15 protein-coding genes and 1 pseudogene are annotated in these 22,240 nt (G+C 50.2%); all 16 read right to left on the reverse strand.

Annotated elements, in window-relative coordinates; all coding sequences use genetic code 11:
- Positions 1-2: 2 nt before the first annotated feature.
- On the reverse strand, positions 3-971 hold the full coding sequence (locus E1B03_RS22175; protein WP_246044127.1) for a formylglycine-generating enzyme family protein: 969 nt from the start codon (positions 969-971) through the stop codon (positions 3-5).
- Between the two features lie 11 nt (positions 972-982).
- A complete protein-coding gene (locus tag E1B03_RS22180; protein ID WP_133086937.1) occupies positions 983-1,954 on the reverse strand; it encodes a formylglycine-generating enzyme family protein in 972 nt (323 codons plus the stop codon).
- A complete protein-coding gene (locus E1B03_RS22185; RefSeq protein WP_133086938.1) occupies positions 1,951-4,167 on the reverse strand; it encodes an ATPase in 2,217 nt (738 codons plus the stop codon). The genes E1B03_RS22180 and E1B03_RS22185 overlap by 4 nt, the downstream gene beginning before the upstream one ends.
- A gap of 15 nt (positions 4,168-4,182) precedes the next feature.
- A pseudogene (locus tag E1B03_RS22190) lies at positions 4,183-6,643 on the reverse strand (type VI secretion system Vgr family protein).
- 42 nt (positions 6,644-6,685) lie between these two features.
- A complete protein-coding gene (locus tag E1B03_RS22195) occupies positions 6,686-7,141 on the reverse strand; it encodes a putative T6SS immunity periplasmic lipoprotein (protein ID WP_133086939.1) in 456 nt (151 codons plus the stop codon).
- Between the two features lie 123 nt (positions 7,142-7,264).
- Complete coding sequence (locus tag E1B03_RS22200; protein ID WP_126957689.1) at positions 7,265-7,633, reverse strand: putative T6SS immunity periplasmic lipoprotein; 369 nt, start codon at positions 7,631-7,633, stop codon at positions 7,265-7,267.
- Positions 7,634-7,713: 80 nt separating this feature from the next.
- Positions 7,714-8,244, reverse strand: coding sequence for a hypothetical protein (locus tag E1B03_RS22205; RefSeq protein WP_003828330.1), 531 nt, complete (start codon positions 8,242-8,244; stop codon positions 7,714-7,716).
- Positions 8,234-10,861, reverse strand: coding sequence for a type VI secretion system ATPase TssH (gene tssH / locus E1B03_RS22210; protein ID WP_133086940.1), 2,628 nt, complete (start codon positions 10,859-10,861; stop codon positions 8,234-8,236). Before tssH ends, E1B03_RS22205 begins: the two co-directional genes overlap by 11 nt.
- A 160-nt stretch (positions 10,862-11,021) precedes the next feature.
- The gene (gene tssD / locus E1B03_RS22215) at positions 11,022-11,513 is read right to left on the reverse strand and encodes a type VI secretion system tube protein TssD (protein ID WP_003024437.1); all 492 of its coding nucleotides are present in this window, start codon (positions 11,511-11,513) and stop codon (positions 11,022-11,024) included.
- Between the two features lie 16 nt (positions 11,514-11,529).
- Complete coding sequence (locus E1B03_RS22220) at positions 11,530-13,194, reverse strand: OmpA family protein (RefSeq protein ID WP_133086941.1); 1,665 nt, start codon at positions 13,192-13,194, stop codon at positions 11,530-11,532.
- Positions 13,195-13,197: 3 nt separating this feature from the next.
- Positions 13,198-13,839, reverse strand: coding sequence for a type VI secretion system protein TssL, short form (gene tssL / locus E1B03_RS22225; RefSeq protein ID WP_103769704.1), 642 nt, complete (start codon positions 13,837-13,839; stop codon positions 13,198-13,200).
- Position 13,840: 1 nt separating this feature from the next.
- Positions 13,841-15,178 carry a type VI secretion system baseplate subunit TssK gene (tssK, locus tag E1B03_RS22230; protein WP_103769705.1) on the reverse strand — a complete coding sequence of 446 codons (1,338 nt, stop codon included), beginning with the start codon at positions 15,176-15,178 and terminating at the stop codon, positions 13,841-13,843.
- A gap of 23 nt (positions 15,179-15,201) precedes the next feature.
- On the reverse strand, positions 15,202-16,731 hold the full coding sequence (gene tssC / locus E1B03_RS22235) for a type VI secretion system contractile sheath large subunit (RefSeq protein ID WP_103769706.1): 1,530 nt from the start codon (positions 16,729-16,731) through the stop codon (positions 15,202-15,204).
- Between the two features lie 65 nt (positions 16,732-16,796).
- Positions 16,797-17,294: a type VI secretion system contractile sheath small subunit gene (gene tssB / locus E1B03_RS22240; protein ID WP_103769707.1), complete on the reverse strand. Its 498-nt coding sequence runs from the start codon at positions 17,292-17,294 to the stop codon at positions 16,797-16,799.
- A 467-nt stretch (positions 17,295-17,761) separates the two neighbouring features.
- Complete coding sequence (gss, locus tag E1B03_RS22245) at positions 17,762-19,624, reverse strand: bifunctional glutathionylspermidine amidase/synthase (RefSeq protein ID WP_133086942.1); 1,863 nt, start codon at positions 19,622-19,624, stop codon at positions 17,762-17,764.
- A 153-nt stretch (positions 19,625-19,777) separates the two neighbouring features.
- On the reverse strand, positions 19,778-22,066 hold the full coding sequence (locus tag E1B03_RS22250; RefSeq protein ID WP_133086943.1) for an FdhF/YdeP family oxidoreductase: 2,289 nt from the start codon (positions 22,064-22,066) through the stop codon (positions 19,778-19,780).
- Positions 22,067-22,240 lie beyond the last annotated feature (174 nt).

Consider the following 22,240-nt stretch of genomic DNA (forward strand, 5'->3'; position numbering starts at 1 on the left):
CCTCATTTCACCGGACTCGGGTGGTTAACGGCACAACGAACAGCTTTATCGCTTGGTCGGTATAATCTGCTTTCCGGGTCCGCCTTATAGCGCACCATGGTCAGCCCGCGCCCCGGTCCCGAGAAGTCCTGGCTGCGCAGCGCCCGCGTGTAGTACCCGTCCGCGTCTTTGAATACCGGCTGCTCCGGACCCTGCGGGTCTTTTACCGGCGAATGGCTGTAGTATTCCGGGTCATACCAGTCCTTCATCCATTCCCAGCCGTTTCCGGCCATGTCGTAAATCCCCAGCGGATTAGGGGGACGGAAATCCCGGGGAAGCGGGGAATCAATATCTAAAGAGCTTTCGCTTTGACGGGCATAAATCTCCCGGTCCGTGGCGGTGGCTACATTGATACCTTTCTGACCTTCAATACGTATCGTGCCATCGTCGGTGGGCGCCACCACATATTTACCCCGGCTACGCGCCGCGTATTCCCACTGCGCTTCCGTCGGCAACGAAAACGGCAGACCCGTAACTTCTCCCAGCCACGCGCAGTACCGCTCCGCTTCGTGCCAGTCCACGCGGGCTGGCGTATCCGGGATCCGTTTCCTGTCATTCCAGTCCCTCCCGTTTAAACGCCCCTTAACCTCCCGGCCCTTCAGGCCATTCCAGGCCAGATAAAACTGGTACTGCTGGTTGCTGGCTTTGAACTTACTCAGCGAATAGCTGCTTAACTCCACCCGGTGTAATGGCTTGCTGTCTTTACGCCCGTCGTACTGCAGTCTCTCCACGCCATACTCTTCGCCAAAATCCCCCATCAGGTATTCACCGCCTTCCACAAATACCTGCTCTGACTTTATCTGTGTCACAAATTCCTGCAGCCGGGCCTGGTCTTCCGCACTGTGCCGGGGGGTGACTGAGGCGGGCTTTTGATCGCAGCCAGATGCTGCGACCATCACAATGGCACACAGCCACAACCTGTCGTTTTTCATTATCACAGCCCTCATTTCACCGGACTCGGGTGGTTAACGGCGCAGCGCACGGTTTTGTCGCCTGGTCGGTATGATCTGCTTTCCGGGTCCGCCTTATAGCGCACCATCGTCAGCCCGCGCCCCGGTCCCGAGAAGTCCTGGCTGCGCAGCACCCGCGTGTAGTACCCGTCCGCGTCTTTGAATACCGGCTGCTCCGGGCCCTGCGGGTCTTTTACCGGCGAATGTCTGTAGTATTCCGGGTCATACCAGTCCTTCATCCATTCCCAGCCGTTTCCGGCCATGTCGTAAATCCCCAGCGGATTGGGGGGACGGAAATCCCGGGGAAGCGGGGAAGCAATATCTAAAGAGCTTTCGCTTTGACGGGCATAAATCTCCCGGTCCGTGGCGGTGGCTACATTGATACCTTTCTGACCTTCAATACGTATCGTGCCATCGTCGGTGGGCGCCACCACATATTTACCCCGGCTACGCGCCGCGTATTCCCACTGCGCTTCCGTCGGCAACGAAAACGGCAGACCCGTCACTTCTCCCAGCCACGCGCAGTACCGCTCCGCTTCGTGCCAGTCCACATGCGCAGGTGCATCCGGGATTCGTCCCATCTCGTTCCACTTCTGCCGGCTGATACGCCCCTTAACCTCCCGGCCCTTCAGGCCATTCCAGGCCAGATAAAACTGGTACTGCTGGTTGCTGGCTTTGAACTTACTCAGCGAATAGCTGCTTAACTCCACCCGGTGTAATGGCTTGCTGTCTTTACGCCCGTCGTACTGCAGCCTTTCCACACCATATTCCTCGCCAAAATCCCCCATCAGGTATTCACCGCCTTCCACAAATACCTGCTCTGACTTTATCTGCGCCACAAACGCCTGCAGCCGGGCCAGGTCTTCCGCACTGTGCCGGGGGGTGACTGAGGCGGGCTTTTGATCGCAGCCAGCCATCGCGCTGACGGCCAGACTCAGGAGTAATAACGGATATTTTATCTTCATGACCATTCCTCAGAATTTGCGCCAGACATCGGTGAAAATGTTCCCATACGCGGATAAAAAGGGTTATCCGCCGTCGTTAAGCGATATGCAGTGGTATTGTTCATCGTCAGGGCATATCCCCAGGCCGGCGTCGTTCTTAATCTTTTATAGATAAGATCCATTTCATTGACTTTATCGAAGCCTTCCTGGAGAAAACGCCTTACTGCATTCATTGAATTTTGCGCCACCATATATTTTAAGGCAGAGTTACCCTCTGCCATGTCACCCCCACTGGCATTAAATCGGCTAAATATCTGGAACCATTCCCGTTGCGTCTGGATGGATTGTAAAACGACAATAATCGCTTGTTTGCGCTCCTGATAAATATCGATAAAATAATCACCACGATTATCAAAATCAAAATGATCTGCGGTGTCATGGCGGGTAAGCAAGTAGAGTAATATTCCTTTGGCCTCAGGGGTACGCATCAGAAGTAAATCAGGGCTCTTAATAATATTTGCTGCCAACTGATTTCTTCTTTCCGATTTATCAAAGGCGGATTCAATACTTTCTACCAAGTTAGTATATTTTTCTTTTATTGTAACTAATGTTTCTTGTGAACTTTTAAGCCCTTTAGCTATTGATTCCTCCATATCTGAAAGCAATAAGACACTAACCTGGGTAAATGCTTTGAAGGCATCTTTTGCCACTATTTCGAAAAAAGCGTAGTCTAATCCATACAACTGATAAATGAGCCATTTTGAAAATTCATAAAATTTGTCAAAATCCACTTCGGCTTCAAAGCTACCTTTTGCCCCGAGTCCGACACAGAGGCTGGCCGCGATCTTGAAACAAAACTTACCGTTAACAAAATCACACTGAAAAGTACCACCAATTCCGGCGCCGGCCATTCCGACCAGGCTTTCAGTAAAGGTACAAAAATCGGCGAACTCGTTAGCTTCTTTGGCATCATCTCCGGTCTTGCCCTGGCGTACGGTAAGTTCCGGCGGCTGCAACCACTGTACTCCACCTGCGAGCTTTAGTTCTGCGCGCGCGCCGCCAAAAGCCTCTGCGCTCACTTTGGCGCCATCTTCGTTTTCCTCTCTGGCCTTATGGAAGGTTGCACCGCTCACATGCCGTTCGCTAAATCTCGGTAGACGCCCGGCGCTGTTACCCATAATCATTTGCTTACCGCCATAGGTGGTAATCTGCAATTGCGCTTCTGCCTGGGCAGAGGCCCCCACAAAGCCAATCAGTGAGGTTTTCAGATAAACTCTGAGCATTCCCATTTTTAATGGTTCAGTTCGATTTTCAGGCTGAAATGTCAGGCTCCAGCCGACGCGATCCGGAAGATAAAATGTCGTTTCAACAATGCCAGAAGCCAGAGAAAGCGTGGCCTTAAACTCACCTTTGATGGCCAACTCGCCCGTTGATGGGTCCCATTCGGCAGAAGCCGCCAAATTAGACGTGCAGCGCATGAACTGCGCACCCGCTGAAAAATCGATAAACTGACCAATTTCTTTATGCGAAACCAGACTGTTATTCCAGCTTTCTGCCCAGCCCGTTAACGTCTCATCTATTAATTTCTTGTCGATTGGATCAAAAAGGTTTACACCTTTATTTTCGAACTCCAAATCTTTAATCTGCTTTTTTAATTTAGAAACTGATATTCCTGTTATATTACCATTTTCTCTTTTTAGGATACTATCCGCATCCGATTGTTTAAACTTTACTTTATGTCTGACTCCTGCTCCTAAATTATCAACATATCCTTTTTTTGCAAAAGCATAGCGTTTCTTAGTGCCAGCGCCACCATTTTTTCGAGAGATAGGGATGAGCTCAACCACATCATCATAACCAGCACCTTCGGATTCAAACTTACCAATTACTTTTTGTAAAGCATCCCTTTTGCCGGTTAAATTAGCTTCTTGATTAGAAATATTAGTTTCTTTGTCAGTAAGTGCAGAACTTTCCTCTATTTTTGAATTTAACACACCAAACTCTTCAATAGCTTTAGAATATTCCTCGTTAGCCTGATGAAATTCATCAACCGCCGTCATTATTTCACTGGCATGCTCATCAATATTTTTCGCTGCTGCCGTCGTTAAGAATAATAACTCCTGACTTTCAGTGCAATAATATATATCACATGATTCATGTGATATATGTACGGTATTATTTTCTTTTTTACTTAACTGATTCTCTGCTACGGGTAATGTGGATGTATCGCTCATGATACCAACCTGGTTTTATTCAAAGAATAATTTCATAGTCTGAGGTTCAAGGCCGTAATGAGATTGGGTATATCCATTCTCATCAGTCACACCACGAATAGTTTCACCACTTTCAGTTTCAATACGATATTTTATGTAAGGTTTAGGCTTACCATCCCCTTTGTCAACGATCTGAAAAGAACCATTCATAGGGTATTTATATTGCGGGTCAGAAACACTCATCGGCTTAAGCGCTTTTTCAAGGATGCCTACACCACCCCACTGGATATCAAGACTTTTTAGCTTAAGACTCCCCGGTGCGCCAAGCTCGATGGATCCATCTTTGATTTTTATATACGCCCCGCCAGTGCTGGTGAGCGTAATCCCCTGCTGAGCGTTTAAAACAACTTCGCCATTAACGCTATTAATATTCATTGTTTTATCTGACTGCAATCGCATCGCATCAGTTTGCGCCTGAATATCGATCATTCCTCTGGCAGCAAAAATTTTCATACCCATTTTTTGGGCAAACAGACTAATTGCTTCTCCGGCGGCAACGGTCAGACGTTTAAACAACGTCAGATCTGCATTTTCTCCCGTTGTGACAGTTAAAGAATGGCCCGTGGTGAGCTGTATATTTTTGGGTGTGGCCACACCTATACCAGCAGGGGCATTCAGTAACAAACCCGCTCCTTTTAATTGCGCCAGCGTTTTCGTCAGTTCCTGCTGTGAAGCAATATCAGCATCAAGTGAACCGGATACCTTGGCGCTACTCGCTAACGCTGTAACCAGTTCGAGTGCATTTTGCAGCTCAGCAATTGCAGCCCGCATGTCCAACATCTCTCCCTGGGCCTGCGGCTGGTTATAAGCACTAATTAAGACCCCTTTACCGCAGCGCACGCCCCGCATCCACGTTATGCCCCAAGTTAAGCTGCGTCTTCCCGCCGTACTCGGTACTGAGCTTGACGTGTTCCTCACCCCGTTTGTCTTCCATGCGCAGCTTGTTGTTCGCGGGCGTGCGGATGACGTTGCGGGTATGGTTTGCCTGTGTCACGTGGTCAGGATGCCGGGAGTCATGCAGCGCATGCGCGATATAGGGTCGGTCCGGGTCACCTTCATGGAACGCCACCGCCACTTCTGTGCCCTGTATCAGCGGGAAGTGAATACCGTAAGTGTCGCCGCCGTAGGGTTTGGCAAGGCGCAGCAGCATGCTCTCGTAACCCTGCTGTTTGCTGTCCCGGTCTGCATCGAACTTCACCCGGTACAGCCCCTCCGCCGTCTGATGCGCGTAGATATCCCCGCTCTTCGGGCTGCTGACCCGTGCTGTCAGCGTGCCGCTGACCTTCGGCCTTGCCTTCAGTGCCGGACGCCAGCACTGCGTCTCACTGTACGGGACCGCCGCCAGCGACACTTTCAGCGCATCCTTCCTGCTGCCGCTGAACCCCGCCCGGACCACCACCACCGGCTGCTGCAGCACGTCCGGCAGCGTCGACGGCACGCTGCTGTCCGTTATCGTCAGCACCTGTCCCGGACGCAACCCCGCATCCGTGCTGAAACCCGTTATCAGCGTCTGCTCTGCAAGAAACCGCTCATGGTCCAGTCGCGCCCAGAAGTTCCCGGTTTCCGGCGCAGGAGAAAATGCCTCCCCGGTTTCAAGATGCCGCGGTTTGTAGTGATACACCTCGCCATAACATATTTCCTCACCTTCGCCGCCGGTAATATCCGCCCTCGCCGACTGCAGCACCTTCTGCGCTTCGCGGTGGTTATAGTCTTTTGTTGTCACTCCCGCCGGCGCCACCTGGTGCAGAATGTTCAGTCCCCAGACGGAGTCCGCCCCGCTGTCATTCATCCCTGACGGGCTGTCCAGCGCCAGCCGTTTATCAAACTCATAGGCGCTTTGCTGGTCTGCAAAATGCACCACTTCCGTCCGCGTGTCCGGCTGAAGCGTGAAGAAGTAAAATATCCCCACTTCCGCCAGCAGACGTTCAATGAACGCCAGGTCGCTCTCCTGATACTGATTTATCTGTTCACGCTTCGGATAACTCTGCGTCAGCGTAAATTCATACTCCCAGCCGTGCAGGGCATGCTCCTGCAGGATTTCACCCACCACTTCCGGCACAGATTTGTTTATGAAGAAGCGGTGCGTACGGAACTGTTTATCCAACAGAGAGAGATAAGGCGTTAACGTAATATGATATCTTGCTTCATCGGCAGAGCCAGATAAGCGTTGAAAATCAGTTATCACACCATGGACTATTTTTTGCGTCGTCATGAATCCCAGCTTGCCACCATTCATCGTCAATGTTGCCACCTGACGCAAAAATTGATTGGCTTGAATATCTTTATCCGTACTGGTAAACAAAATATCATAGTAATAATTTCGGCTCAGTCCTTCTGAACCATTGAAATCCTCAACATCCAACACAGAAGAACAAGAAGGAATAGATAGAAAATATCGATTAAGCGTAGTTGCCATTGTTTGCTGTGACTTATCCATAAGATTGACTCCGTTTAACACACTTTATTTTCCATTAAAAAATCATTTATCCATCGCAGAATAAGGCCTCGCTATTTCCAGATCGGTAAGATGGATGTTATAAATACAATCGTTAGAGACATCCACTCCACTAACAACACTTCGTGGCCTATCATTTGAATAACACCTCCCTAACGTATACGTAACTATAAACTGGCCACCATCTGGAAAAGTATAAAAATCGGGTGTTATGCACCATTTATTATCAAGAAGAATGAGCGGTGGGTTTGGCATGAATTTTTCATTACCAAAACCAGCACCTCTACGAGTAATCGTAATGATATCTGGTTTGTATTCTTCAGAGTCCTTCACCCAGAAGCAGATATTTTTTCCAATCATGCTAACCACTGTTTCTTCATCAGTAAACGATCTGTCACCATATCCTGGACACCCGGTGAGAAATACCGGACTGTAACTCAGCAAAGTTACATTAATTAACCTCTTAGCTCTTTTTACCAAAGAAGTCCTCACCGTGCTTATCTAATGACATTTTTATAGCAAGCTCCATATAAAACCATATGGGCTCATTCTCTTTAATAACCCATAGTGAAGTCATTATGATTTATACATACTTGATGTGTTTTACCTATCCATCTCAGAATATGGTCGTATGATCTCCATATCGGTAAGATGAAAATTGTGGACATTCCCATTAGAGACTTCCACACCACTAACAACGCGCTGCGGTCGGCCATCTAAACTATCATTTGGTAGGCTATAGGAAACGATAAACTGCCCCTTATCTGGGAAAATATAAAAATTTGGAGTAATACACCATTTATCGTCAATCAATATCAATGGTGGATCTATAGTGAATTTTTCCCTTCCGAATTCAGATCCTCGTTGTGTGATAGTAATGATACTGGGTTTATGTTTCGCAGAGTCATAAACCCAGAAACAGACATTTTCCCCAACCATGCTAACCACAGCTTCCTTATCAAGAAGTAACACATCCCCATATCCTGGACATCCGGTGAGAAATACCAGACTGTAACTCAACAGACTGAAACAAAAAAACAATCTACTTTTCATCACCAGGGGAATCCTCGAAGAGTATTCCTATAAGATTCTCGGATTACACTTTCATGAATATCCCCATCTAAAGTTATATTATGATTGAAGCGCATATCCAGCCACGTTCTATATCCACTCTTTTGTAGAATAAAACTATCCGCAATAATTTGAGCCTGCTGCTCCATAGGGTACTCACTTAGAAGTCGCCCATCCAGTTTATATCGATAACTGACTAACCAACTCACCAGGCCTCTACAGATAACATTCATACCTTTTTCTCGTTGCCAGACATGACTCATTTCATGGATAAATAAGTGTTGATAATGGGATAATGTCTGAGAAAAATCATCCCGGTACTGATTGCGAAAGTAAATCTCACCGTCAGGCGTCATCGCCGTATTCGAATCCTGTAAATTAAAAGGCAAATAACTGTCCCTGTGGATCCACACTTTATGATACTGGAGAGTGGAACCAAATACAGACTTTGCCAGTTCAACCTCTCCAGAGGTAAGTCTTCTGAGACCACCTTCCTTAATATTATTTGGCACTCTCAAACTCCATTATGATGCCCTTGAACTCATCCCAGCTAAGGATCAGAGAGTGTGGTTTTTGCTGCCGGGAAAGATACGTTAACAACTGCTGGCTAAGCACAGGCAAGATTTGTTGGTTGAGCAGACTATCAATATTCCTCGCCCCCGTATCCGGTAGCAGACAGGCTGTTGTGAGAACATCAAAAAGGCTCTCGGATATCGTCGTGGTGATGCCGTAGTGACGCAGTAGTCGCTGGCTAACCTGATCCAGTTTCATTTGTACAATCGTACGTAACGCAGGTTCACTGAGCGGATGGTAGATAACCGTCTGAAAGCGGGCCAGTAGTGCTGGCTGGAAGTGATCGCGCAAAAGTGGGCGCAGCAGTTCGTGCAACTCAGACTCTGTGGTTTCCGGCTGTTCTTCCAGCATCTGCATTACAGAGTCGCCGCCAAGATTGGAGGTCATCAAAATAACGGTATTGCGAAAATCAATTTCACGGCCTTCGCCGTCACGCATGAAACCACGGTCAAATACCTGGTAAAACAGATTCATGACGTCGCGATGCGCTTTTTCTACTTCGTCCAACAGTACCACGCTATAGGGGCGTTTTCGCACCGCCTCGGTCAGGATCCCTCCCTGACCATAACCCACATATCCCGGAGGTGAGCCTTTTAGCTGGCTCACGGTGTGCGGCTCCTGATATTCAGACAGATTAATCGTAATCAACGATTTTTCACCGCCAAACAGAATGTCAGCCAGAGCCAGCGCCGTCTCCGTTTTGCCGGTTCCACTTGGTCCAGTAAGCAGGAACACACCCTGTGGGCCGTTTTCCGGCGTAAGTCCTGTTTTTGATGCCCGCAGCCGCTGTGCGATAGTATTCAACGCATAATCCTGCCCGACAACACGTTCTCCCATCTGGGTTTCAAGCGTCAGCAAGTCTGCCTGGGAGTCCTTCATTAATGATGACAATGGTACACCGGTCCAGTCGGCGATTACCGTAGCAACGGTGCGCGCGTCTACATCCGGAAACAGCAAAGGATGGCCCTGCTGAAGCATACTTAGCTGCTGCTGCAACTCAACCGTTTCCGCCTGACGAGAAATGTCACTGCGGCTGGCCAGCAGTTGCTCAGTGAGCGTTAATTCCTGACCGTATTGGGTTTCGCGTTCATACAGTTCGACTAGCAGACGATTTTCCCGCTGTTCAATGGTGGCCAGCCTTTCACCATGCTGACCATTTCCTACCGCGAGATCTGCAAGCAACGCCTGCTTTTCAATTTCAAGCGCGGTGATCTCTGACTTCAAACGCGTCAGTGGTTCAGGAACGGTATCAAGGCTCATCCGCACTCTTGCACCTGCGGTATCCAACAGGTCGACGGCTTTGTCAGGTAATTGCCGGCCAGTAAGATAACGGCGAGAGAGCGTAACGGCGGCTTTCACCGCTTCGTCGGTGATGTGAACACCATGATGCTCTGCATAGCGTGATTTCAGACCACGCAGCATTAAACAGGCAGTGTCATCATCCGGCTCATCAACTTTAACCATCTGAAAACGCCGTTCCAGCGCAGCATCACGCTCAAAATACTGTTTATATTCGCTCCATGTGGTCGCCGCGATAGTTCGTAGTTCACCTCTGGCCAGAGCAGGTTTTAGCAGGTTGGCTGCGTCTGCCCCCCCCGCCTGGTTACCAGCCCCGATGATGGTATGTGCTTCATCGATAAAGAGCAGAACAGGCGTTGGCGATTGCTGAACGGCATCAATGATATTTTTTAACCGCTGCTCAAACTCACCTTTCACCTCGGCACCTGCTTGTAACAGCCCAAGATCTAGCGTGCGTAATGTTACTGTTTTCAGGCTATCCGGCACGTTACCTTCAGCAATACGCAGCGCCAGACCTTCCACCAGAGCGGTTTTGCCGACGCCGGGTTCCCCGACCAGAATGGGATTGTTTTTTCGCCGACGGGACAACACATCCACCATTTGACGGATTTCATTATCGCGACCAAATACCGGGTCAATATCGCCGGCACGCGCTTTCGCGGTCACGTCCAGCGTAAATTTATCGAGCACGCCTTGTAATGCTGGCGACAATGTCGACTGAGCCAGGTCAGGACGCGGTTCATCATCAGGAGAAACCTGTGCCAGAGCGGCTTCTTGCTGTCTCTCAGGACGTTCATCCGACTGCATATTTAATAGCGGCAGGAGGCGTTCCAGTTGAGTATGTCCGGCGCTCAGAAGAGGCCACAGGCCATCACACTTCAGTAGCGAAGGCTTTCCTACCAGCGCCATCAGTAGATGCACACCACGTATCTGCGAATTTTCATCCGTTGCGGCACATAGCCACGCTTGTTGCATTAAAGAAAGGAGCGCATCAGACAACTGCGGGCGGCTTTTCACGCAACGAGGCTGAGCATCCAGATGCGTCAGCAGCGATTGCCAGAGATTGTCGATATCCCATTCATAACGACGAGCAATGACAGTAATATCGCCCTCCCCCTGCTCCAACAGCTTTAGTAACCAGTGCTCGGGAGCGATTTCTGCATGTGCTCGCGTCTGACATAACGATGCCGCCGCTTCAAGGGCCTGGGCACAATAGGGGTTGAGACGTCGTAATAACACTGCTGACTGGTGTTCCATTTGCTTCCTGACTCCCTGTATTCAGGCACGCTACCGCCCGTGGCCGTAATCCAATGCCCATAAGGTAATAGTGACGTTGATACTCTCTGCTAACCCCCCGCCCCGGACGCTCAGCAGAGGCATAAAAAAACGGATGAGGAAATCCTCATCCGTTAGTGCATTACGCGGTGGTACGCTCGTTCCAGGCGTCAGAATGGATAATGTTGCCATCCTTATACGTCCAGACGATCTTCTCGTAGCGCAGTTCAATCTGTTCCAGGTGGTTATGCTTCTCTTTAGCGGGATCTTTGATGTCGTACATCACAGGGTTTACTTTCACCACTTTCACGTTGTGCAGAGTGGTGTTGAAGTATTCCACTTCCTGACCCGCATCATTGATGCGATACCATTTAAACTCGGCCTGGCGCAGGGTCTGACCGGTAGTTACAGCCTTGTACAGATACGGGCTGGAGGCATCGATTTCCTTAGTGAAAAGGAACGGGGTATGGATGCGCGTCCCGGTCAACTTACCGGTGTTGTTATCCGTAGGGATGTACAGGTTATGTTCCTGAGCGACTACTTCGATACTACCCACACGATCTTTTACATCAACAGAGCCTTTAATATCCGCGCCGCCGTCATCTTTCAGCCAAAGGTAGACTGGAATTGCCATAACTCTTTCTCCATTTTTACTTCGCTAATGTGTCACCGCCTTGCGGTGACGGTTCCTTCATGCCCGGCACCCGACAGGCATCAGCCTGCGGTACCAGACTGATCTCTACGCGGCGGTTGGCAGCCCGCCCCTCCGGTGTATCGTTGTTTTTGTAGGGACGTAATTCGCCGTAACCCTGAACGGCAAAACAACTCTCCGCGACGTCACCGGTATCACGCATCCAGTCGCGAACAGATTCCGCGCGTTTGAGAGAGAGCTGCTGATTAGATTTATCGTCACCTACATCATCGGTATGTCCGGCGATGACTATCAGCCAACCGGGCTTGGCTTTGATATTGACCAAAGCCCCAATGAGTACTTTTGTTGAGCCCGCTTTTAACGCCCATTTCCCCGTATCAAACAGCGACATACTGTCCAGACGTACGGTTTGCGGAGAGGTCACTTTCGGTTTTTCAGGTGGCAGCCAGTCGCTGATGGCGGTCCGCAAAGACGGGATCAATCTCATCCCCTGATACAATCCCATTGAGAGAGAAAGGGGTTCACCACGCTGATACCAGCGCTCGAGACGCTGCGCATCACGACGAAGCTGATCCTGGGCCTGAACCTTTGGCTCGACAGGATTACCGGTAAGATGGCGGTATAACATCAGATGATCGTTTGTGATCCTGATGAGATGTTGGTTATTGATAAAGCTGCATGTCATCGCCAGTCCGACAAAAATGCCGCATAGCAGACCACTTACGCCCACCGTACGTTGAAATGCTGTCAGCGCCCGGCGGCGAGATAAAAAGGGCTGCGCTAAATCAGGAAAAGGCAGCAGCTCGGCCACTGCAGACGTCGCAGGGGAAAGTGTTGTTTGCGCAGTGATATGCCGTTGCCACAGATTATTTTCGCAGACTGCTAATGAGGTGAAACACACTACCCGTAAAACAGAAAAAAGAGGTGGAGCGTGGCGCTCTGTATCGCCTTGCACCTGCTTCAGCCAGCCGAGTAAATTATCTAACCACACTGCATGTGTAAGATGAGAATGGCGAGCCGATCGCTCTTGCGAAGAAAAAGGAACAAAATCGTCTAATCCCGTAGCCGACTGCACTTCTGCATCCTGGGAAGTCCGAATAAACCAACGTACAGGCTCACTGCATTGAGGCGAATTCAACCAACAGCACAGCCAAAACGGCGGTATACCTGATAACCAACGCCGACTCTGGGTCACCACACGCCGCCAACTGAGCAACATATGCTTTAGCGCGTCTTCATCATTATGCCGTTCCGGGATCAATGCCAGCATCACGGAAACACGCATAAGAAGCCCCGCACGCTGCGCGGCTATCTGACGAATTAGAGCAATATAATGCTCCGGTGACTGAACAGATAAATACCAGCCCTGCGAACTTTCGCAAGAATCGCCGCGTCCGGCAAACAAGGGGGCATTATCGCCACACACCAGCACAACAGGCCCACTGAAACTCTCCGGAGGGAGCGGAACTTCATGAGCAGAATGAGCAGACTTCAACCGACTATATTGACGCCAGCCATAAACGATCCCTGGAATGGAAAGCAGTAAAATAAGGACGGTAAGGCCGCCCCGGACACCCGCACTTAACGGACTGAATCCCCAGACCAGCAACAAAGCCAGGACGGTTGCCAGCACATAGTTAACGATCCCTCGCAACTGAGCCATGTCTTAACCCTGCCCAATAAGCTGAGCAATCTGCCCTTGTAAGACATGAGAAAATGTTAACCACAAAGCCCCCAACGCCACCGCGCCGACAATCCATGCCAGCCACCAGCGGCGCTTACCGCCAGAAAAGCCGGAAGCGCGCATAATGACCGGCGCATCGTGCTTTAACTTAAAAGGCAACGCCTGAGTCGCCAGCGCTTCAAGAACATCTTCACGACGTTCGTCACCTTGTTCACGATAGCGCCCCACAAAACCGAGCGTGATTGCACGATAAAAGCAGGTTAATACGGCGGTATCAGGAATGGGTTCACGTAGAACGGTACGGATGCGCTCCCAGAGTTCCTCCCCGGCATTGGTGGTGTTGAAAAAGCGGGCCTGTAAAGGTGTCGCAAGCCAGGTTATATAACCGCTATCCTGCCGGTTGCGGTTCAATACGCTTTCATCCAGTAACGCACATTGCGTGTAGAGCATGTGTTCAACGCTGTGTTCGCTGTACCCCATGTCACGCAAGGTCTCACGCGCAGAATCAACCCATTTGCAGGCCCGGCGATAGAAAGCCGCCCCATCGTCGACTTCCGATCCGCCGCGTAACTGGCTGGCAGCAAGCCAGGTTGGCCAGAATACCTGATCAATATCCTTATTCATTTCAATCCCTTAATACAGCGAATAACTCAAGTTGAATCTCACCCAGTGTTCCCGGTACATAGAAAGCGCAATTACCGGCGTCCAGCATGGCCTGGGCTGCTGGATGATTAATCTCAAGAGCAAAGTATTGATTTTCCAGTCGTAACGGGATGGCTGCGGGTACATGCGTCAGCGGTTTTAATGGGATACCGCTGAGTGCCACATTGACGACATCAGATACATCTGCCCGGCTCCCTGCTTTACAGAGCTGTGGAAATTGCGTAAGGAGGACATGCGCTGGAAGATCCGAACGAACGGAAAGATAAAAATCAGCGCCTTCACACAGTCGAGCATCCGACAATGCGCCATACCAGAACTGTCGCTCCTGAGTCAGTTCAATAGCGACAACACGAGATGGCAGGCTGGCTTCCAGCAGTTCCACCAGAAGTGCAAACAGGGGTGGGAATACCTGCTGCGGATTTGCGTGCTGGTATGGAGGCACAACGCTGACATCATTTTCTAATGAAAAGGTCAGCAGACTGCCCGCTAACCGCGCCAGTTCACGCCACAAAAGTTCGGGATGACGGCCAGGGTTTTGCAGCATTTCTTTCAGAACAGGCTCCGAGCTATTAAGCGCATTCAGCAGCCAAAACAACGAAACATCTGCTACCGCAAAATCCGCCATCCGTTCGTTACTTTCACGGCGCAAGGCCATCAGGCGTCGACAACGAGCCTGGATACGATGCACCAAATCACTGAGCGAATTGATTAATGAGGGGCTGGCTGAGAGTGAAAGCGATGGTGGTAAAAAATCGCGTTCCAGCGCCCATTGCCCCTGAGCATTACGAATAAGGCAAGCTACCGGACAAGTCAGGTAAGCGCTGTTATCGTCATGGGCATACCGGAGGGTGATAGCATGTCGCAGCACTGCCATATCAGTCCGTTCCTGACCTGAGAGATCCTGAACTGGCAGCCATTCCTGCTGCCAGCGACACGGACGGCTGACACCGTTGCCTGATGAAAGATTGCCGCCATTAGCCGAAAGCAGCGGCAACGCCAGCACGATATCAACGCTGCTGTAGCCAGTAAGATGCGATAAATCACACGCCGGAGGCAGGTTATCTGAAATACCTGTATCTACTAACGTACCGTCAGGAAAGCGCACAACCAGATTAACGGGATTCAAACGGGAAACCGTTAGCGCACTTTCATCAAACTCCGCGCTGATGACGCCCCACGGTGATGAAAGCGACATGTGAGCAACAACGTCAGAAACGTAAGCCTCCCAACGTGTCTGTTGCTGAAACTGCTGGGGAGCCAGAAAAGCCCCCTCGCTCCATAAAGGACGATAGATCTTCATCGCACCTCCTGTGCATTGCGCCGTTAAGATTTCGACTTAGGCATCTGTGAAACTAACGACAAGCTGACGTCCATACCTTCAACCTGGAAATGCGGGATGGCGTACAGGCGCACGCGGAAGAAACCTGGGTTATCCTCAATATCTTCCACCACGACACGCCCATCACGCAGTGGGTGTGATGCCTGCAAATCATCGCCAGGATCGGTCATTTCGGTTACCAGACTGCGCAACCAATTATTCAGTTCAAGTTCAAGCAGGCGGCGGTCTTTGGTCGTACCAATATTTTCTCGCTGCAGTATTTTCAGGTAATGAGCGATACGAGAAAGCAGGAAGATATACGGCAAACGAGAGTTAATCCGGCTGTTAGCCGTCGCTTCCGGAGTATCAAATTGCGCAGGTTTCTGAGCCGAGTTAGCAGAGAAGAAGCAGGCGTAATCACGATTCTTATAATAAGAAAGCGGAATAAAGCCGAGGTTGGCGAATTCAAACTCCCGGGTTTCCGGAATCATCACCTCAGATGGAATCTTCACCTGATTACCGGTACCCAGATCGTACAAATGGATTGGTAAATCTTTAACCGCGCCGCCGGCCTGCGGCCCCCGGATCTGGACACACCAACCATTCTTGATAAAACTTTTCACCATGTTCACAGCGAAAGAGAAAGATGCGCTGGTCCACAGATATTTTTCGTGATCCGGCCCCTTCACCTCTTCAACATAGTTAAAGCTACGTACCGGCACGGTATCAGGACCATAAGGCAGACGACCCAGTACACGTGGCATAGTCAGCCCGATGTAGCGTGAATCATCGCTATCACGAAATGCTTTCCACTTGATGTATTCAGCACGTTCAAAATAATCATTGATGTCTTTTATGGCCGCTACTTCTTCCATATTTTCTTTCAGGAAAAATTTTGGCCCAACTGAACCAATGAACGGCATATGACAGGCTGCCGACACACCAGAAATATTGCGCAGCAGTGCAATATCCTGCGGACTGTTATCAAATTCGTACGCTGAAATCATTGCCGCAATGGGTTCGCCGCCAGGCTGATCATATTCTTCAATATAAACATGGCGGTATAACCCGCTCTGGATAAGCTCCGGTGCATCGTCAAAGTCATCACGCAGCGCATCCTTGCTGATATCCATCATTTCTACACGGACATTTCGGCGAAAATCAATACCGGTGATCATCGAATGCAAACCACGCCAGAGCGATTCTTGCTTCTGAAATTCAGCATGGTGCATAACTTCATTAACCTGATCGCTAATCTGCTTATCAAGACGAGCAATTTGCTCATCGAGCAGCGTTTTATCCAGGCGCTCTACGGGCTGTGCAGCATCAGCCAGACATGAAACCAGAACCTGAATAGCAGCAGTCACGCGTTCAGCAGGAGCGGCGTCAGAAAGCGCTTCATCGCTCTGCCACGCATCTACATTCTTTAATGTCGAAACCGGAGAAAGATTAATTTTGTCAAAGAGAGACTGATAAACGCTGCGTTCATTGGTCGTGGTGCTCGCGACTGAAGAGGTATGTTCCTGAACAGACATCAACATATTCCTTTTATGATCCTTTACTATTCCTGCCAATTAGGCGGAGGAAACCCTGTATAGCGTTAAATCTCTTCTGGCATCATGGTTGCCAGCTCATCACGCAGTTCCTGACTCAGGGCCGGATCTTTAAGGATGGTTTCCAGCTCACGACGAAAAGCAGCGTTATCGAGTAAGTTAGATTTCAGGTCGCGCAGTAAGTTACGCATAGCCAACAGAACGCGTAATTGGGGGATATTTCTTGCGACCTGCTCAGGTTCAAAATCGCGGATATTTTTAAAGGTAAGGTTAATATCGTCTTTTCTATCATCACCAGATAACGTATTTTTAACACTCAGATTAACTACTGGTGAGAACTTAGCTAACACATCGTTGAAATTATTCTTATTAATATCAACCTTTTCGCGTTCAGATAATGGGCGTTGTTCTCTACCATTACTGAAATCACCCACCGTCAAAAGTTTTAACGGCAATTCAACCTTTTTTTGAACGCCTCCGGTATGTAAATCTAACTTGATATTCACGCGTGCCGTCGGCACTTCATTCTGAAAACTGTCACCCATATGTCCCTCTCAAACCGGCGATTCCAGCCGATATTTTGCATTTCCTAACGGAGCATTTTCCAATCGTTCAACGTGTTTCTTACAACGTCATTTCTGTGGGCAGCCAACAATGACTGTTAATGACAATTAATGATTATAATTAGTATGGCGACGTAATCCGATATATTCCCCCAGAGAAAATATGATCAATATCATTAACTAATCAAATAATACATTGGTGTTAATTATTTAAAAAAGAGATCAAGAAATTATTTATCTAATACAAGTAACAGAAATTAATTAACCTCAAATGCATTCATTGAATAAATGTATTTTTATTAGGGATTATTAATTTTAAAAATACTTATCATTATATATATAGGCCACGGTGTTTATTAAAATATCATTAAATTCATTTTAACCATAAATAGAAAAAGCCGAAGATATACTCCGGCTTTTCGTACCTCATTTCTGAACATGAAGAAAGATTATGCTTCCTTCACCACAATCAGCGGTTCAATGTCGCTCTCTTTTTTAATCACCAACGATTCGTCGCCGCGCAGGCAGGTACCGCCGTAGTTACCGCCTACGGTAAAGGTACAAACCTGGATATATTTACCGGCAACCTTTGGCAGGCACCAAAGCTGCTGATAAATGTTCTTTTGCTCGGCAAACTTACCGCTGGTTTTATCCAAAAGCTCTTCCTGATGGCTCACCAGATCGATGTTGCTGCCACAACGTCCTGCAATAGGTTTCACCGCATAACCGGTTTGCGCCAGCTCATCATTAACAGTGAAATCCGTATCAAGCAGATAGCGGTGGTGCGGGAACAGTTGCCACAGAATAGGCAGGATCGCTTTGTTGCCAGGGATCACCGTCCACAGAGGTTCGAAGACCAGAACTTCCGGGCGCAGCAGCACGTCGATTAATCGCACTTCCTGATTCGTATGCCCGGTACGAATTGGCACCGCGGCGTACTCCGTTTCGCTGACCTCTCGCACTTGCTCAATCGCGGTTTCCCACGCCCAGGTTTTCCAGACGCAGTTCACCAGGCGACCGTCACCGTCAATCAGTTGACCGGCATCATCCCAACGTAGCTCATCGAGTCCACGCAGAATTTTGCTGTCAAACCCGGCCTGACGCAGCGCCTGCTGCATAAACTGTGCGTGATAGTTTTCCTCGATATCTTTATCCTGCATGATGTGGACAAAAGGACGCGCGCGGCTGTGCTTCCAGGCTCCCGCCAGTTCATTGATTAACCCTTCAGCGGGGTTGTGTCCCTGCCCTGTGTAGCCCCGTTCGGCCCATCTTTCGAGGATCAAACCGGCTTCGGTATGGCACGATGCGGAATCGGCGTTGTACTCATACACCTTCAGTCCGCGTTCATCCATACAGAAATCCATACGTCCCGTAATCATATGATGCCGACGACGCTGCCAGGAAAGGCGCAGGCGCGGCCAGAGGATTTTCGGGATGTCGAACAGCGCCAACAGGTTGTCGTCTTTCAGCACTTTGTCGGTCGCGTGCAGATACATCAGGTGCAGTTCGTTGGTGGCTTTAATCAGCTCCTGCTCCGCGCTCTCGGTAATGGTGAAGTACTGATGCGGATCCTGATTAATGACGTGGCCGTTCGCCAGTACGTAGGCTTTTTGCAGCGGATCCTGCTCATCCAGCCATTTACCGTCAAACTGCCCGTTATCTTCCAGTCGCGCGCCGCCAATTTTCAGCGAATCGTTGGCGATCTCCGGCTGCGGCAGGCTGTCTCGGGTATCATCAGTCTGGATCATCCAACCAAGGATGGTGGTGTCGTCAAAGGTATCACGCAGGGTGTAACAACCGTTTTCAACCACCATTTCCAGTTCGCGGGTCCACTGCTGTCCGGGAGGCAGCGGCGTATGGAGCACGTTCTGTTCGGCAATACGGATTTTGTTTTCCAGCAACTGAGTGACGACCGCCACATGCCCGGTATCTTTAAATTCGCCGCCTTTTTGCCAGATAAGCAGAGCGCCTGCTACCGGCGCGCGGGGTGAACCATTCGGAAATGCCTGTAACGGCAGGATATTGTCATTCACCACTTCGCGCAGGAAGCGTAAGGAGAAGATCTCCCAGGCCATGCCCACATCGGTGAAGACCACGCCATAGTTAAGGAAGAGAAAGCGGCGTGCGAACTCTACGCACTGCCATTTGTGGCCCATGTATTCATCGTCGATATAGCTGCGAAATGCCGCATCATCGTCGTAGTCCCGTGGGTCGAGGGAGCTGTAATCTGAAGAGTAGATTGCTACGCCGCCTGGGGCGTAGCCCAATAATGTCCCGAATGGGGCATCCTGACTGGTCGTTCCTTTGCTCATGCACCTTACCTCAAAACAATACAGCCTGAGCAGGTTGGCGTGAATTTTTCGCTCTGATTACCTGCTCTGCGACACTAACCGGACAGAGGTCGATATCATCATACACCTCAACGCAGCGACTGGCGCTCAGAGGCGAAAAATTCACAGCAGGAACTACGCTTTGGTCAGAGTAACCGGTACGCTTTTATACGCCGGAGTCAAACTCTGTGTGTCTACCGCTTCCAGCGAAAGCAGGACATTCGCTTCAGGCAGATAAGCACCTATTGAGCCCGCCGCCATGTTGTAAATCACCACCGTTAAACCGCACATAATGCGATCCGCGCAGGGCTGGCCGTTGTCGTCCAGCGCCTGCACGTTGACCACATCTCCCTGGCTCAAGCCACGGCTCGCCGCCTCTTCGGCGCTTAAAAACACCACATCCCGACGACCGGTAATTCCGCGATAGCGATCGTTCATACCATAAATAGTGGTGTTGTACTGATCGTGGCTACGCAGCGTCGCCAGAACCAAGGCATCGGCAGGCTGATGTTCCCGCTCAACCGCCCGCTGATGGCTGACGATAAAGTTGGCTTTACCATTCGCCGTTCGCCATTCACGGCGCGAAGCGGGCGTATCCATTCGAAATCCGCCCGGTTCGGCAATACGTGCGTTGTAATTGTGGAACGCGGGGATCACGGCTTCAATGGCGTCACGGATCAACGTGTAGTCCCCGGTTAACGCTTCCCAGTTTACCGGCGAAAGCGGCAGCGTGGCGCGCGCCATGCCCGCCACAATCGCGGGCTCCGATTTTAACCAACGAGAAGCCGGTTTCAGCGCGCCGCAGGAAGCGTGGACCATCGACATTGAATCTTCGACGGTGACTGACTGAATCCCCGTCGCCTGCATATCGCGCTCCGTTCTGCCTAATGCAGGCAGCAGGTAGCTATGTTTGGCCAGCAGCAAATGCGATCTGTTCAGCTTGGTCGCAACATGGACCTGCAGATCCAGATTTTTCATCGCTGCAAAGGTACGCTGCGGCTGCGGCATCGCCACCGCCAGATTGCCGCCCATGCAGATAAGCGCTTTTGCGTCTCCCCGCTCGATGGCCCGAATACTCTCCACGCTGGAGCGACCATGTTTGCGCAGAACGCGGATAGAGAAATGCGTCTCAAGGCGTTGCAGGAAATCTTCGGATGCCGCTTCGTTGATCCCCACGGAACGATCGCCCTGCACGTTAGAGTGACCGCGCAACGGGCAGATCCCTGCACCCGGCTTACCCATATTGCCTTTCAGCAGCAGCAGGTTTACCAGTTGCTGGACGTTCTCGGTGCCGTTTTTATGCTGGGTGATGCCCAATCCATAACAAACGATAGTGGCGCTGGATTTACTGTAGCTGTGCGCCAGGTCCTCCATCTGACTACGCGTCAGACCCGAGTCCTGTTCCAGCTCCGCCCAGTTATGCTGACGTAAGTCGTCATATAGCGCTGCATACCCCGCGGTATGCTCTTCGATAAACGCATGATCGAGAGTAGGCTGCTGATCCAGTAAGATCCGCGCTTCGTCCATTTCGATCAGCGCCTTCATTATGCCTTTGAGCAGCGAAGCATCACCGCCCATTTTTACCTGGTAATAGTCATTGCTCAGCTCCGTTGCCTGGCCGGTGAACATCTCTTTCGGGCTTTGCGGGAAGCTAAAGCGCTCAAGCCCCCTTTCGTTCAGCGGATTGATGGAGATAATTTTGGCCCCGCGTTTGGCAACGTCGCGTAGGGTGGTCAGCATACGTGGATGGTTAGTGCCGGGGTTATGCCCGATACAAATCACCAAATCGCAGTGGTCAAAATCATCCAGTTCAACGGTCCCTTTCCCAAGACCAATGGCTGGCGTTAACCCTGCGCTGGTTGGTCCGTGACACATATTTGAGCAGTCAGGGAAGTTGCTGCTGCCATATTCGCGGGCAAAAAGCTGATACAGGAACGCCGCCTCATTTGACGTTCTGCCGGAGGTGTAAAACTCAACCTGTTGTGCTGAGTCATAGCTGCGCAGACGCTCCCCGATCTCCCGGAAGGCGATATCCCAATCCACCGCCTGCCAGGTGTCTGACGCTGCATCGTATTTCATTGGATGCGTCAAACGACCGATATTTTCCAGCTCATAATCGCTGTAGTGCCAGAGTGTGGAAACCGGATGGCGGCTGAAAAATTCCGGTGACGCTTTCTTGCTGGTTGTCTCCCAGGAGACAGCCTTAACACCATTCTCACACAGCTCCATTGGCGCACGATGCCCTGGGTCCGGCCACGCACAGCCCGGACAATCGAACCCTTTCACCTGGTTCATTTTGAACATCGCGATAATATCGCGGGCGACAGCCTTTTGCGAAAACACCGAAGCAGTGACGGCTTTTACCGCGCCCCACCCACCCGCCGGGCCCTGATAACCGCTTACTCCTGGAACACCATTTTTCATTATTACTGCTTAATCACCGCCAATTTTCAATGGTGAATACGGTAGCAATTTCCGTCCAACATTGATTTCCTCTTCATGGAGTACGGGCCGGGTACAATGAACGGGTTAGATTTATCTTCCCCTTTCAGCACAAAGCGACATAAAGTCCCAATCTGTTAAATTGAGTTCTACCTA

The organism is Citrobacter arsenatis, assembly GCF_004353845.1.
GTDB lineage: Bacteria > Pseudomonadota > Gammaproteobacteria > Enterobacterales > Enterobacteriaceae > Citrobacter > Citrobacter arsenatis.

What these genes read in the sequence shown, in the direction of transcription:
- E1B03_RS22175 (WP_246044127.1), bottom strand. Translation starts at nt 971, where the DNA reads ATGAAAAACGACAGGTTGTGGCTGTGTGCCATTGTGATGGTCGCAGCA.
- E1B03_RS22180 (WP_133086937.1), bottom strand. Translation starts at nt 1,954, where the DNA reads ATGAAGATAAAATATCCGTTATTACTCCTGAGTCTGGCCGTCAGCGCG.
- E1B03_RS22185 (WP_133086938.1), bottom strand. Translation starts at nt 4,167, where the DNA reads ATGAGCGATACATCCACATTACCCGTAGCAGAGAATCAGTTAAGTAAA.
- tssH (WP_133086940.1), bottom strand. Translation starts at nt 10,861, where the DNA reads ATGGAACACCAGTCAGCAGTGTTATTACGACGTCTCAACCCCTATTGT.
- tssD (WP_003024437.1), bottom strand. Translation starts at nt 11,513, where the DNA reads ATGGCAATTCCAGTCTACCTTTGGCTGAAAGATGACGGCGGCGCGGAT.
- E1B03_RS22220 (WP_133086941.1), bottom strand. Translation starts at nt 13,194, where the DNA reads ATGGCTCAGTTGCGAGGGATCGTTAACTATGTGCTGGCAACCGTCCTG.
- tssL (WP_103769704.1), bottom strand. Translation starts at nt 13,839, where the DNA reads ATGAATAAGGATATTGATCAGGTATTCTGGCCAACCTGGCTTGCTGCC.
- tssK (WP_103769705.1), bottom strand. Translation starts at nt 15,178, where the DNA reads ATGAAGATCTATCGTCCTTTATGGAGCGAGGGGGCTTTTCTGGCTCCC.
- tssC (WP_103769706.1), bottom strand. Translation starts at nt 16,731, where the DNA reads ATGTCTGTTCAGGAACATACCTCTTCAGTCGCGAGCACCACGACCAAT.
- tssB (WP_103769707.1), bottom strand. Translation starts at nt 17,294, where the DNA reads ATGGGTGACAGTTTTCAGAATGAAGTGCCGACGGCACGCGTGAATATC.
- gss (WP_133086942.1), bottom strand. Translation starts at nt 19,624, where the DNA reads ATGAGCAAAGGAACGACCAGTCAGGATGCCCCATTCGGGACATTATTG.
- E1B03_RS22250 (WP_133086943.1), bottom strand. Translation starts at nt 22,066, where the DNA reads ATGAAAAATGGTGTTCCAGGAGTAAGCGGTTATCAGGGCCCGGCGGGT.